Origin of the sequence: Massilia aurea, assembly GCF_014200505.1 — a bacterium.
GTDB lineage: Bacteria > Pseudomonadota > Gammaproteobacteria > Burkholderiales > Burkholderiaceae_D > Telluria > Telluria aurea_B.
Genome location: NZ_JACHBX010000002.1, coordinates 138,395 through 151,255, shown reverse-complemented (window position 1 = coordinate 151,255; position 12,861 = coordinate 138,395). Strand labels below are relative to the sequence as shown.

Below are 12,861 nucleotides of genomic sequence, written 5' to 3'. Positions count from 1 at the left end.
GGCCGGGAAGGGTGGCCGCCCGGTCAGTTCAGCACGGTTCATGCGCGTGCGCTACCAGCACCGTCAATGGGGACGCGTCAAGGCATCCCTGCAGCGCCCCGGCTGCCGGCGTCAGGTCTTGTCGGTCTTGCTGCGGCCGTTGCGCCGGGCACGCGCGGCGGGTTCCTCCGATGGCGCATCAGGCGCAGCAGGGGGCGCGTCAGCGGCATTGGCGTCATCGGCAGCCGTCGCGCCCTCGGCCGGTATGGCACTGGCCACGGCGTGACGGAACTGATCCTGCAACAGGTTCCACCACGCCACGGCGGCCGGCATGGCGGTGCCCGCGGCATCGGGTGCGGCCTGCGCGGCATCGGGCGCTGGTGGCGGAGGAGGCGTTGGGGTTGGGGTTGGGGTTGGCGGCGTCGGGGCCGGCGGCGTGGCCGTCTGCGCCATCTGGGCGAAGAACTGCGCGAATGGCGCAACCGACGACTCGCCAACCTTCGTCTGGCCCATGGCCTGGGCCATGCTGTCGCCCATCGCCTTGAGCGTGGCCAGCGTGCCGCGCTGGATTTCCAGGGCCTGGATCGTACCGTGCAGCATGTTCTGGTTGAGGGTGAGCCAGGCCTCGACTGCCTTCAGGTCGGCGATCTTCTTGTCGAGGTCTTCCACCGACATGCCCGCGCCGGGCAGCGGCGGCATGCCCGGCATGGTGCCGGGGATCTGCATGCCGCCCCACAGGTTCTTGACGAATTCGAGGGTGTCGGTCATTCCTGGCATGGGCGGCTTGAGCATGTGGCGTCTCCTGTGGTGGTGCGGCTAGCGTAGCAGATAACGCCGGGGCAGACCACGCCCCGCGCACCACGGCAGCTTACTGCGCTGTCGCGCCGGATTGCTTGACGATCTTGCCCCACTTGACCGTCTCGCTGGCGATGAAGGCCGCGAACTGCGCCGGTGTTTCGCCGGCTGGTTCGGCGCCTTGCTCCAGCAGCTTTTTCTTGACGTCCGGGTCGGCCAGCGCCTTGAGGATCGACGCGTTCAGTTTTGCCACGACTGGCGCCGGCGTCTTGGCCGGCGCCAGCAGGCCGAACCACGATGTGGCTTCGTAGCCAGGCACGCCGGCTTCGGCGATTGTCGGCACGTCGGGCAGCGCCGGCGAGCGCTGCGCTGTGGTGACGGCCAGGGGGCGCAGCTTGCCGGCTTTGACGTGGCTGATCGCCGACGGCATATTGTCGAACATGATCGCGATGTGGTTGCCCAGCAGGTCATTGACGGCCGGCGCGCTGCCCTTGTAGGCCACGTGCTGGATGTCGACCCCGGCCATCTGCTTGAACAATTCGCCGGACAGGTGGATTGACGTGCCGCTGCCCGACGAGCCGAACGTGACCTTGCCGGGATTGGCCTTGGCATATGCCATCAGCTCCTTGACGGTCTTGAATGGCTGCGCCGGATTGGCCACCAGCAGGTTCGGCACCAGAGCCACGCGCGTGAGCGGTGCGAAGTCCTTGATCGGGTCGAACCCCAGTTTCGGGTACAGGCTCTGGTTGATGGCGTGGGTGCCGACCGTGCCCATGAGGATCGTGTAGCCATCGGGCGCGGCGCGCGCCACGAGCTGGGTGCCGATATTGCCGCCTGCGCCCGCGCGGTTGTCGATGATGACCGGCTGGCCAAGGTCCTTGCTGATGAATTGTCCCAGCACGCGCGCCAGGATGTCGGTCGTGCCGCCGGCCGAGAACGGGACGATGATCGTGATGGTCTTGGTGGGGAAGGCCTGGGCCTGCGCCGCCAGCGGCGTCAGGGCCAGCAGGCCGAGGGCCGACGCAGCGGCGAGGGTGAGGGTACGGCGGGTCGACGAAAAGGTGCGTGACATGATGTGTCTCCAATAAGGACAACGGATGCAGCGAAATGGACCGGGCACGCGCGCGGGTGGCAGCCAGGCCTTGTTGCAGATCGAATCAGACCGGGGCCACGCCCAGCGTGGTGCCGCCACACACATACAGCACCTGGCCGGTGACGAAACCGTTGTCGGGCGACAGGAAAAAGGCGGCGGCGCGCGCGACATCGGCCGGCGTACCGAGGCGGCCCACCACGATGCTGTCGATGATGCGCCGGGTCTGTGGCGCGCCGTCGGGATTGCTGTTGTGGAAGAGTTCGGTCGCGATCGGCCCCGGCGCCACGGCATTGACGGTGATGCCGTCGCCGCCCAGTTCGAGCGCCAGCGTGCGCGTCAGGCCGATCAGGCCGGCCTTGGTGGCGGCGTACACGATGCGCTCGGCCTTGCCCAGCGCTGCGCGCGAGGCGATGTTGACGATGCGGCCCTGTCCCGATGCGCGCAGTGCGGGCAGGAAGGCCTGGACCAGCAGGATGGCTGCTTTCAGATGCAGGTCGACGACATGGTCGAGATCTTCCATCGTGGCCGTGTCGATGGTGCCGGGGCGGGTGGCGCCCGCATTGTTGACCAGCGCCGTCACGTTGTAGGCGGCCGCGATCTGCTGCGCGATCATGCGAGTCTCGTTCTGGCGCGTCAGGTCGGCCTGGAACGACACGAGCTGGTCGTGCCGCCAGTCGGGCTGGCGGTAGTCGAGATTGACGACCGTGCGGCCTTGTTCGATCAGTGTCTCGCAGATGGCCCGGCCAATGCCGGCGCTGCCGCCGGTGACCAGGGTCACGTCTTGTCGATGCATATTGTCTCCTTGTATTCTTATAGGAAAGCGCCTGGCGTCGGGGCCGGCTACTTGACAAACCAGGGTAGGGCGGGCTTCTCCTTCGTGGTCAGACGCGTTGGGTGATGAGAGGGAGGTCGTCGGCGCGCGCCTGCGTCGCATCCGTCAAGGCCAGCCCGGTAATGTGTTCGAGTTCGGCAAACGACAGGCCGTCGACGATGTCACGCACCGCCAGGCCAGCGGGCGTCACATCGAGCACGGCCAGGTCCGTGTAGATGCGACTCACGCACGCCAGGCCCGTGAGCGGATAGGTGCAGCGCTCGACGATCTTGCTGGCGCCGTCACGTGTCTGGTGCTCCATCATGACGAACACGCGCTTGGCGCCGATGGCCAGGTCCATCGCGCCGCCCACGGCGGGAATCGCGTCCGGCGCACCGGTATGCCAGTTGGCCAGATCGCCCTGCACGGACACCTGGAACGCGCCGAGCACGCAGATGTCGAGGTGCCCGCCGCGCATCATCGCGAACGAATCGGCGTGGTGGAAGTAGCTGCCGCCGGCCAGCAGCGTGACCGGCTGCTTGCCGGCGTTGATCAGGTCTTCGTCTTCGTCGCCGGGGGCGGGCGGCGGGCCCATGCCGAGCAGGCCGTTCTCGCTGTGCAGAAAAATCTCGCGGTCTGGCGGCAGGTGCGCGCCGACCAGCGTCGGCAGGCCGATCCCCAGGTTCACGTAAGCGCCTTCGGGAATGTCGCGCGCGACGCGCGCGGCGATCTGGTCGCGGGTCAAGCGTTGCATGCGACGTCTCCCTGTACGACACGCTGGACGAAGATGCCGGGCGTGACGATGGCTTCCGGATCGAGTTCGCCCAGTTCGACCACGCGGCTGACCTGGGCGATCGTGCAGCGGGCCGCCATCGCCATGATCGGGCCGAAGTTGCGCGCGGTCTTGCGGTACACCAGGTTGCCCCAGCGGTCGCCGTGGAAGGCCTTGATCAGTGCGAAGTCGGCGTGGATCGGCGACTCGAGCACATAGTGGCGGCCGTCGATGAGGCGCGTTTCCTTGCCGGCCGCCAGATCGGTGCCGTAGCCGGTGGGCGAAAAAAAGCCGCCGATGCCGGCGCCGGCGGCGCGGATGCGCTCGGCCAGATTGCCCTGGGGCGTGAGTTCGAGCTCGATCTCGCCGGCCCGGTACAGCGCGTCGAACACGTGCGAATCGGCCTGACGCGGGAACGAGCAGATGATCTTGCGCACGCGGCGCGCCTTGAGCAGCGCCGCCAGGCCGGTGTCGCCGTTGCCGGCATTGTTGTTGACGATGACGAGGTCGCGCGCCCCCTGGGCGATCAGTGCGTCGATCAGGGCGGCCGGCATGCCGGCAGTGCCGAAGCCACCGATCAGGACGGTCGCGCCATCGGGGATGTCGGCCACCGCCGCATCCACCGACGGGGAAATCTTGTCGATCATGGTGCAGGTCCTTTCCAGCGCAACGCGCGTTGACACTGTTCGATAATCGCCCTAATGTCTGGTCACTGAACAGATGAATCGAGTGTAGGAGTGTGCCGGCCCGGGGCGCAAGACAGCTCGATGGAATGTGTTCGATTGCCGAACGGTTTATCACGTCATTGCCAAGGAGCACCATGAGCACGCCACACGAGCCTGAACTGCCAGCCGAGCCAGCTGCGGACCCCATCGCCAGCGACCCGAATTTCATGTTGTCGCTGGCGCGCGGGCTGGCGGTGCTGCAGGCGTTCAGCGACCAGCGCCGCAGCCTGACGATTGCCCAGATCAGTCACCGCACGGCGATCCCGCGCGCGTCGGTGCGGCGCTGCCTGCACACGCTGATCGCGCTGGGTTATGCCAGCGCGGACGGCAATCAGTTTTCGCTCAAGCCCAAGGTGCTGTCGCTCGGTTACTCGTACCTGTCGTCGACGCCGCTCACGGTCTCGGCCCACCCCTACCTGAATCAGATCAGCCGCAGCCTGAACGAATCGTGCTCGCTCGGCGTGCTGCAGGACGACGAAGTGCTGTACGTGGGGCGCTCGGCCGCCTCGCGCATCATGTCGGTGTCGCTGACTACCGGCAGCCGCCTGCCGGCGTACTGCACGGCGCTGGGCCGCATGCTGCTGGCGCATCTGCCGGCGCCGGACCTGGACGACTACCTGGCGCGCGTGCCGCTCAAGGCCATGACCGAGCGGACGGTGGTCAATCCCGAGCGGCTCAGGGCCATCCTGGCGGACGTGCGCAGCGCGGGCTACGTGCTGGTCGAAGAAGAGCTGGAGGTCGGCCTGCGCTCGATCTCGGTCCCGGTGCGCGGCGCATCGGGCAATGTGCTGGCGGCGCTGAACATCGGCGCGCACGCGGCGCGGGTGTCGCGGCGCAAGATGGAAGAAGAGTTCCTGCCGGTCCTGCGCGCGAGCGCGCAAGAGCTGTCGATCCTGTTGCCCTGATCCCGCCACGCGTGTCCATTCCGGCACCCGCGCTACACTAGCGTCATGCCATCCGCACCGATTCTTCTTCCCCGTCGCCGCCGGCTGCTGCCCGTGGTGCTGGTCGTGCTGCTGCACTGGATCGTCCTGACCGAGCTGCAGCACGTCAGCCCGGTCCTGCCGCCAGCGGCCACGCCAGGTGGCGCGCCCGTGACGCTGGTGGCCCGACTGCTGCCCGCTGCTGCGCCAGAGCCTGCACCCGAACCGGTGCCGGTGCCCGAGGCCAGTCCGCCGCCACTGCCCCGAGTGCCGCCGGTGCCGGTGGAGATCGCGGTGCCCGACCGGCCAGGGGACATCACGCCGGTGACCGATACGGCGCCTTCCGGGACCGGTGCTGGCGCAGCGCCGGCCGCGCCGGTGCCCGAGCCGATACCGGCGGCGCCGGCGCCACAGGCGCCACCAGCGCCCGCGCCGGCAGCGACGGCGCCACCACCGCCACCACCGGCAGCACCGGAAGCGCGCCGCTACGTCATCGACATGCCGCCGCCGGCGAAGATCACGCTCGACGTCGCGCGCACCGACGCCGATGGCACCGAGTGGTCCGGCGAGGCGCTGCTGGCCTGGCAACTGAACGCGGACAGCTACCGCATCCAGATCGAGGCCGGCATCCGCGTCGTGTTCGCGCGGGTCAATCTGGTGGTGTTGAAAAGCGAGGGGGCGGTGGCCGCAACGGGTTTTGCGCCGATCACGATGACCGAGAAGCGGCGTGGCCGCGCCATGACGGCCACCCATTTCAACTGGGGCAAGGGCGTGATCACGTTTTCGGCATCGGAAGCGACGCACCAATTGCCGGCTGGCGCCCAGGACAAGGCCAGCATCCCGCTGCAACTGGCGGCGATTGCGCGCGGCGATCCGAAGCAGCTCACCGGCGCCATCGACATTTTCGTTGGCGAAGACCGCGACGCGGTCATCTACCGCTTCACGGTGGTGGGGCAGGAAGCAATCGATACCAAACTCGGCACACTGCAAACCTGGCACCTGACGCGCCCGCCGCAACCGGGCTCGTACAAGTCGCGCCTGGACATCTGGCTGGCCCCGGCGCATGGCTGGTATCCGGTGCGGATTCGCAATACCGAGCCCAACGGAGCAGTAACCACGCAAACAGTGAATAATATCGTCTTGGACCATTCAGGATCTTGATATGCCTATGAACAACATTCGACACATCGGTGCAGCCCTGGCGCTGACCTTCGCACTGGGTGGCGCGTCCGCCCAGCCCGCCCATCAGGCCGTCAAGCGCGCGTTCGAATTGCCGCCATCGGCCGATCTGGCCTACGACCTGGCCGCGCGCCAGAAGGGCCTGGCGCTGAAAGGCGACGCCACCGTCAGCTGGCGCGCCGGGGACGGCAAGTACGACGTGCGCTTCGAATCACGCGTGGCAATCCTGGGCACGCTGCTCGACAACCGCAGCCAGGGCGTCATTGATACCTATGGCCTAGCGCCGACCGAGTTTTCCGAAAAGCGCATGCGCAAGGACCCCACCTCGATCACCTTCGACCGCGCCGCCAGGACGATGCGCTTCTCGGAAGGCGAAAAGACCTATCCGCTCAAGGGCGGGGAGCAGGACCGCGTATCGGTCACCTGGCAACTGGCCGCCGTGGCGCGCGCCGCCGGCGACAAGTTCAAGCCTGGCACCGAGTGGCCGTTCTTCGTGGCGGGGCGCAGCAGTGCCGAGACCTGGACTTTCAAGGTCGTGCGTAACGAAAAAGTCAAAACGGGCCTGGGCGAAGTCGACGCGATTCTGGTCACGCGCGCAGCCCTGAAAGGCAGCCGCGACCAGAGCGTGGACGTCTGGCTGGCGCCGGCGCACGAATACTATCCGGTCAAGATCCGCTTCACCGAAGGCGACAAGGAAACCATCGAGCAGACGCTCAAGAGCGTGACCAAGTCGTAAGTCTGACATGCGCGGCAGCGGTGTTGCAGAGGCTGCCCCAGCGGGCAGCCATTCCGGAATTGCCCAGTCTTAACTGTTATACTGACGCCCCCGCGAAGCTGGCCGGGTCTGTGGTAACAAATGCAATGCAGACCCGTCTCGGCCGCGCACGAGACTGGTTATTAACAAAATGATCGACCCCCAAGCCGGCGCGGCGCACGCTGCCGACGCCTCGACGACAGCGCAGGAACTTGATCCGCTGCAGGTACACTTTCAGGATGGCATTGCTCCGGACGAAATCGAGCAAGTCTTCCACCTCAAGCGTGCCCAGCCAATGCTGTCGGCCTTCACGGCCCTGTTCCACGGCACGCAGGACGGTGTGCTGGTGCGTCTGCTCGTCCTGCGCGAACTGGCTGGCGATGCGTCCACATCGGCCTTCTCGCGCGCCGACATCAACCAGAAGCTGGCCTATCTCGTTCCCGAAAGCCTGGAAACGGTGCTCAACCGCCTGCGTGGCCACGGCCTGCTGGCCTGGGACGCCCCGGCGGCCGTCTACCGCATCACGCCACTGGCCCGCAACGTCCTGTCTGCGCTGGAAACCCTGCTGGCGCTGGGCAAGCCCGAAGGCGACGAAGCCGAGATGGGCTTTTTGCTGTCGCAGGTGGCCGGCGCCCAGGCCGTGGGCGGCGTCACGGTCGACCAGCTGAAACACCTGCTGGGCCGCCTGGTCGAACTGACCGAGGAGTTTCGCGATGCGATCGCGTCCGGCTCCGAGTTTCGCCTGCGCACGTCGCAGGCCAAGTGGCACATGGCCTGCGACTGGGTCGAGAAGGGCTCGGTCATCCTGCGCGCGATCACGTCCGACGAACGGGCCGACGCCGCCACGCACCGCGCGGCGCAGGCGATCGGCCGCGCGCAAAGTGCACTGCTGAATATGCAGGGCATGTTCTCGCGCGCGCTGAACCAGATCGAACGCCAGCGCGTGCACCTGGGCCAGTCGGGCCTGTCGACCACGGACGTTAAGCGCTGGCTGCTGGCGCACGACGACCTCGCGAGCCTGGCCGCCGGCGCGATCGACCGCCCGGTCACGCCGCTGTTCGGCACCCCGGCCGAGATGATCGACGTGGCCGAAACCGAGCTGCTAGCCGAGCGCATCATCTCGACCGGCCCGAAAGGCCTGCCGAGTGGCCAGGATGCGCCGCTGACAGTCAATGACAATCCGGCCATGCAGCTCGAGCTGAATGACTGGATCAACAAGCTGGCCGATTTTGCCAACCTGGGCAACTTCCCTGAATTTTCGAGTGTCGGCCCGCGCCGGGTGCAGCTGCACGAATCGCTGCTGCCGGCCACGTTCGCGCTGGCCTCGTACCGCGCGTCGCTGCTGCCGCTCCTGGGTGACGCGTCCGAAGCAAGCCTGCAGGGCGCGACCGCCGAACTGGCGCGCCTGCCGCTGACGTTCGTCTCGCTCGACGAGATGGTCCAGCTGAACGACCCGGAAGTGGCGGCCATGTCGGTCGCGACCCTTTCACTGAATGCCGATCCCACTCCTGATGGACAGCCTGCCCCATGAATGACGATGCACAAATCCTGATCGCGCGCCTGCTGACGCACCAGACCCTGCGCCGCGACGACAAGATGGTCAAGCGCGCGCTGTCGGACGACCAGTTCCGCGCCGAAGTCGACAAGCGCCTGCTCGAATCGGGCCTGAAGCTGCTCGACAACGTGTATGCCGACCACGTCACCGTGGCCCTGCACCGCAACGTCGAGCCGAAGATCTTCGGCGCCAAGGACATCTGGCAGAACAACAACTTCGGCCTGACGCGCGATGGCGTGGCGCTGCTCGTCGTGCTGTGGGCGCAGATCATCCTGCCCAAACGCGAGCGCCAGGAAACCCATACGACGATCGACGACGACCAGAACGACATGTTCGAGAAGGAGTTGTCCATCCCGCGCGCCGAAGACACCTCGATCGGCATTTCGTACACGGCACTGCTGTCGGACTTCGGCGACAAGCTGGGCAAGAAGACGCGCATGGACATGAACCTGGGCGTGCTGTCGAAACTCGGCTTCATCGAACGCCGTGGCGACGTGATCCTGGAAGGCCCGCTGCTTGACCTGATGATGGACACCGACGTGCTCAAGGAGCGCATCATCAACGGCGCGCTGTCCGAAGTGTTCAAGCGCGCACCGCTGGCGGCCGCGCCGCGCCGCGTGGCCCCGGTGGATGCCGACGCCGCCAACGATGCCCTGGCGCCCGACGGCGCCCTTGATGTCCCTGACACCCCGAATTGAGATAGCCGATGTTCCACATTAAATCACTCGAACTGGTCCACTGGGATTACTGGCAGCGGATCAAGAACATCCCGCTCGACGCCAAGATCATCACGATCGCCGGCCAGAACGGCTCGGGCAAGACCACGCTGCTCGATGCGATGCGCACGCTGTTCGGGCTCGATTGCTCGATGGGCCGCACGTATAAACACTATGCGCGCCACTCGGGCCAGCAAAGCGCCTGGCTGCGCGCCGTCGTCGACAACAAGCCGGTAGGCCGCCAGTTGTCGAACCGGCCGTTTCGTCATTCGGGCTTTTTCGCCGACGATGAAGTCACGCTCTTTTGCCAGGTGCAGAAGAACGGCGGCGACTGGAAGCGCCAATACCTGATGCGACCCGGGAACGTCGAGATCGAGGAAGTGACCGAAGCGACCGACTGGCTGGGCGTGGAAAACTACCGCAAGCGCCTGGCGTCGGCCGGCCTGTCGCCGGCGATGTCGAAAGTGCTGGCGCTCGAGCAGGGCGAGACCGACAAGCTGTGCGAATACGCGCCGCGCCAGTTGCTCGACCTGGTGTTCCAGGTGTTTGGCGACAAGGAAGTGCTGGACGCGTACGACGAAGCCAAGCGGCACCAGCGCGATACTGAGACAGAGCTCAAGCGCTTCGAGGCCGAGCTGGAAGCCTCGCGCACCAACCTCGAAGGCTTGCGCCTGCGCGTGGCCAACCACCATCAATGGTCCGATCTGCACAAGGAAAAGCGCGAGCTGCACGAAGAAGTGCTGCCGGCGCTGCAGTACCACGAAGCGCGCGAGAAAGCGCTGCTGGTTTCGCGCACGCTGCGCGAAGCGAAGAAGCCCCTGGTGCAGGCTGACGGTCAACTGGCCGAGAAACGCAGCCAGCTCGCCAGCCAGCAGCGCGCGCTGACCGAAGCGCAAAAGCAGGAAACGCAGCTCGAGCAGGAGGGCGGCGAACTGGCCCGCCGCCTGACCGAAGTGAACACGCGCCTCAAACCGCTGGAAAGCCTGCTGGAACAGCGCGACCGCCTGCAAAAGCTGTCGGCCGATGCCGGCGCCGACATCGCCGAAGTGGGCAAGCAGCTGGGCGAAAAAGAAGCCGAGCTGGCGCGCCAGAAGAGCGCGCGCGAAGCCGTGTCGACCAGGATCGCGGGCGAGCTGGCGACGATCTCCCAGTTGCAGGGCAAGAGCGCGATGCCGGAACCCGAAGCGCAGCGCCTGATGCGCCGCGCACTGCGCGACGAAGGCATTGCGCACGCGATGCTGTCGGACATCGTCGAAGTGACGGATCCGAAATGGCAGGGCGCGGTCGAAGGTGTGCTCGGTGGTTACGCCTCGGTCGTGCTGCTCGAAAAAGCATCGGATGCCGCCAATGCCTACCGCCTGGCCGAGAAGGAACGCTATCGCCACTTCATCGTGCCCGATTGCGTGACGGCGCCAGTGGTCAAGGATGACAGCCTGCTGTCGGTGGTGAGCTTTTCTGGCAAGGCGCCGGGCTGGCTGATCGACCAGCTGGAGCGCATCGTGCGCGTCGATTCGGTCGACGACGGTTTCAAGAGCCGCTCGGACGAATGGATCACGCCGGACGCCTACCACCGCGAACGCCGCGGTGGTCGCTCGCTGTTCGTCGAAGCATCGCGTTATCGCTTCGGTGCGGCCGGCAAGACGCAGCGCCTGGAAGCGATCCAGAAATCGCTGCCGGCGCTGGAACAGAAGGAAGACGCACTGACGCTGGCGATCTCGAAGCTGGCCGCCGAAGTGGGTGGCCTGAAGGCGCGCATCGCCGGCGTGGACGCGGCCAAGGAACTGTCGGCCCGCCAGGAAGAATTCGAGGAAGCCGCGCGCGCACTGGCGCCGCTCAAAGCCGAACGGATGGAAGTGGGCGCACGCCTGGGCGAGCTGCAAACCCTGAGCAAGAACGCGACCGTCGCGCGCACCCGCGCCGACACCGTGTGGCAGAACGCGCGCATGGCGCTGTCGGAAGCCGAGGCAGGCATGCGCCTGAACCATCGCCGCCAGATCGACCAGCGCACCGAGCACGCCAAAGCACTGCTGGAATTGCGCCGCAGCTGGCGCGCCGTGCCGGGCGCCTGGAAGAATCCGAACTGGCGCGGCGACCTGGTGGCCAAGCACCAGAATGCGCACCAGGTCAATCTGCGCCTGGGATCCCTTGAAGGCTCGCTGGCGCGCGACGACTGGGAACTCGACCCGACCGTGGTCGACCAGTACGCGCGTCTGCACGACCAGCTCGAAAGCCGCCAGACGGAAACCGAAGAGCGCCGCTACCAGAACAACCGCGCGATCGAAGCGACCGGCAATGCACGCGGCGCCTACATCGAGCGCCTGCGCTACACGATCAAGACCTATACCAAGAACATCCGCGAACTGGGTGGCCTGGCCGGGATCGATGTACAGGCGGATCCGGTGCGGCTCGAGAACGACGACGTGCAACTGTCGCAGGCCGGCCTGCACGTGCGCTTCAAGTTCGACGGCAAGGACCAGATCGGGATGAACGACGGCGAAGCCTCGGGCGGCCAGCAGGTCATGAAGTCGCTGGTGCTGCTGATTGGCCTGCTCAAGTCCGAAGAAGGCTCGGGCGGCTTCGTGTTCATCGATGAACCGTTTGCCCACCTGGATATCCGCAACATCCAGCTGGTCGGCGAGTTTTTGAAGAACACCGACGCCCAATACCTGATGACGACCCCGCTGACGCACAACACGGACGTCTACGACCCGTCGGAACTGACGCTCATCACGAGCAAGAAGAAGAAGGACCAGCAGTGGGCGCAGCCGATTTTCGTGCTGCAACGGCGCAAGGAAGCGGCGTAGGGTGTGCGGCTACGCCGCGCACGCGGTGATGGTTGGCTCCGCCGTCCACGCGCTAGCTAAACGGAGCCCCTTAAAAGAGGCCCGCTCCGCTTTCGTACCGGATGACCGTACCGCCAACCATCACCGCGTGGACGGCGGAGCCGTCCACCCTACATATTCTCGCGCTTGGCCCGCCGCCGCCAGCGCAGCAGCCCGACCGAATAACAGGCGAAGTAGCCACTGGTGAGACCCACGCACAGCATGGTCAGCGGGCTGTCGCTCAGCTGGGGCGTGGGCAAGCCCTTGCCCTGGTTGGCGTAGATCTCGACCCCGATGTACAGGATGCGCGCCACCAGGATCATCGCCATCACCAGGCCCAGGCGGGCGTTCGGCGTGAAGAAATAACCCTCGGGCGTGGCCTCGAAGCGCGACAGCTTCAGGCCCCACACGCCATAACCGATACCGCCGACGGCGCCCACCAGCAGCGCCGCCAGGTTGTACGGACTGGCGAATAGCTGCGCCGCCGGCACCAGGATCATCGCGCCAAACACCAGGATGCCCGTGTAATGGCGCTGGTAGATCGAGCGCTGGCGCAGCATCTGCTTCTTGATGCGCGCGTAGATGCGCCAGACCAGCAGCGGAGTCAGGACGAGCAGGGCCAGGGTGGTGATCGAAAGTTCCATGGGGACGGTCAGCAGGCGGTGTTCGGAAAGACCGCATTGTAGCCCACTGCCGGCGCGCGCCGCGCCGCAGGAGCGCATGCTAAGGTGGGCCAA

12 protein-coding genes are annotated in these 12,861 nt (G+C 66.4%); 6 read left to right on the top strand and 6 right to left on the bottom strand.

Going from position 1 to position 12,861, the window contains the following annotated elements; translation table 11 throughout:
• Positions 1-111: 111 nt before the first annotated feature.
• The 5 genes from HD842_RS10035 to HD842_RS10015 form a co-directional block, all read right to left on the bottom strand.
• Positions 112-771, bottom strand: a complete 660-nt coding sequence (locus tag HD842_RS10035; RefSeq protein ID WP_183553992.1) for a PhaM family polyhydroxyalkanoate granule multifunctional regulatory protein — start codon at positions 769-771, stop codon at positions 112-114.
• A gap of 76 nt (positions 772-847) precedes the next feature.
• A complete protein-coding gene (locus HD842_RS10030; protein ID WP_183553990.1) occupies positions 848-1,846 on the bottom strand; it encodes a Bug family tripartite tricarboxylate transporter substrate binding protein in 999 nt (332 codons plus the stop codon).
• A gap of 85 nt (positions 1,847-1,931) precedes the next feature.
• Positions 1,932-2,660, bottom strand: coding sequence for an SDR family NAD(P)-dependent oxidoreductase (locus HD842_RS10025; protein ID WP_183553988.1), 729 nt, complete (start codon positions 2,658-2,660; stop codon positions 1,932-1,934).
• Between the two features lie 88 nt (positions 2,661-2,748).
• Positions 2,749-3,432 (bottom strand): 3-oxoacid CoA-transferase subunit B, encoded by a 684-nt coding sequence (locus HD842_RS10020; RefSeq protein WP_183553986.1) that lies wholly within the window; start codon positions 3,430-3,432, stop codon positions 2,749-2,751.
• Positions 3,420-4,097 (bottom strand): 3-oxoacid CoA-transferase subunit A, encoded by a 678-nt coding sequence (locus HD842_RS10015; RefSeq protein WP_183553984.1) that lies wholly within the window; start codon positions 4,095-4,097, stop codon positions 3,420-3,422. Before HD842_RS10015 ends, HD842_RS10020 begins: the two co-directional genes overlap by 13 nt.
• Before the next feature lie 173 nt (positions 4,098-4,270).
• Here HD842_RS10015 and HD842_RS10010 point away from each other — a divergent pair, with 173 nt between their 5' ends.
• The 6 genes from HD842_RS10010 (at position 4,271) to HD842_RS09985 (ending at position 12,106) form a co-directional block, all read left to right on the top strand.
• Positions 4,271-5,080, top strand: coding sequence for an IclR family transcriptional regulator domain-containing protein (locus HD842_RS10010; protein WP_183553982.1), 810 nt, complete (start codon positions 4,271-4,273; stop codon positions 5,078-5,080).
• Between the two features lie 45 nt (positions 5,081-5,125).
• Positions 5,126-6,259: a DUF3108 domain-containing protein gene (locus HD842_RS10005; protein WP_183553980.1), complete on the top strand. Its 1,134-nt coding sequence runs from the start codon at positions 5,126-5,128 to the stop codon at positions 6,257-6,259.
• 7 nt (positions 6,260-6,266) lie between these two features.
• On the top strand, positions 6,267-7,013 hold the full coding sequence (locus HD842_RS10000) for a DUF3108 domain-containing protein (RefSeq protein WP_229424705.1): 747 nt from the start codon (positions 6,267-6,269) through the stop codon (positions 7,011-7,013).
• Between the two features lie 169 nt (positions 7,014-7,182).
• On the top strand, positions 7,183-8,562 hold the full coding sequence (locus tag HD842_RS09995) for a hypothetical protein (protein ID WP_183553976.1): 1,380 nt from the start codon (positions 7,183-7,185) through the stop codon (positions 8,560-8,562).
• Positions 8,559-9,284 carry a hypothetical protein gene (locus HD842_RS09990; protein ID WP_183553974.1) on the top strand — a complete coding sequence of 242 codons (726 nt, stop codon included), beginning with the start codon at positions 8,559-8,561 and terminating at the stop codon, positions 9,282-9,284. The genes HD842_RS09995 and HD842_RS09990 overlap by 4 nt, the downstream gene beginning before the upstream one ends.
• Before the next feature lie 8 nt (positions 9,285-9,292).
• Complete coding sequence (locus HD842_RS09985) at positions 9,293-12,106, top strand: ATP-binding protein (RefSeq protein WP_183553972.1); 2,814 nt, start codon at positions 9,293-9,295, stop codon at positions 12,104-12,106.
• Between the two features lie 149 nt (positions 12,107-12,255).
• On the opposite strand, the gene HD842_RS09980 is transcribed toward HD842_RS09985, so the two are convergent.
• Positions 12,256-12,768 (bottom strand): hypothetical protein, encoded by a 513-nt coding sequence (locus tag HD842_RS09980; protein ID WP_183553970.1) that lies wholly within the window; start codon positions 12,766-12,768, stop codon positions 12,256-12,258.
• Positions 12,769-12,861 lie beyond the last annotated feature (93 nt).

Excerpts from the sequence above, each read along its gene's own strand:
- HD842_RS10025 (WP_183553988.1), bottom strand. The coding sequence starts at position 2,660 with ATGCATCGACAAGACGTGACCCTGGTCACCGGCGGCAGCGCCGGCATT.
- HD842_RS10035 (WP_183553992.1), bottom strand. The coding sequence starts at position 771 with ATGCTCAAGCCGCCCATGCCAGGAATGACCGACACCCTCGAATTCGTC.
- HD842_RS10010 (WP_183553982.1), top strand. The coding sequence starts at position 4,271 with ATGAGCACGCCACACGAGCCTGAACTGCCAGCCGAGCCAGCTGCGGAC.
- HD842_RS09995 (WP_183553976.1), top strand. The coding sequence starts at position 7,183 with ATGATCGACCCCCAAGCCGGCGCGGCGCACGCTGCCGACGCCTCGACG.
- HD842_RS09990 (WP_183553974.1), top strand. The coding sequence starts at position 8,559 with ATGAATGACGATGCACAAATCCTGATCGCGCGCCTGCTGACGCACCAG.
- HD842_RS10020 (WP_183553986.1), bottom strand. The coding sequence starts at position 3,432 with ATGCAACGCTTGACCCGCGACCAGATCGCCGCGCGCGTCGCGCGCGAC.
- HD842_RS10030 (WP_183553990.1), bottom strand. The coding sequence starts at position 1,846 with ATGTCACGCACCTTTTCGTCGACCCGCCGTACCCTCACCCTCGCCGCT.
- HD842_RS09980 (WP_183553970.1), bottom strand. The coding sequence starts at position 12,768 with ATGGAACTTTCGATCACCACCCTGGCCCTGCTCGTCCTGACTCCGCTG.
- HD842_RS09985 (WP_183553972.1), top strand. The coding sequence starts at position 9,293 with ATGTTCCACATTAAATCACTCGAACTGGTCCACTGGGATTACTGGCAG.
- HD842_RS10000 (WP_229424705.1), top strand. The coding sequence starts at position 6,267 with ATGAACAACATTCGACACATCGGTGCAGCCCTGGCGCTGACCTTCGCA.
- HD842_RS10015 (WP_183553984.1), bottom strand. The coding sequence starts at position 4,097 with ATGATCGACAAGATTTCCCCGTCGGTGGATGCGGCGGTGGCCGACATC.
- HD842_RS10005 (WP_183553980.1), top strand. The coding sequence starts at position 5,126 with ATGCCATCCGCACCGATTCTTCTTCCCCGTCGCCGCCGGCTGCTGCCC.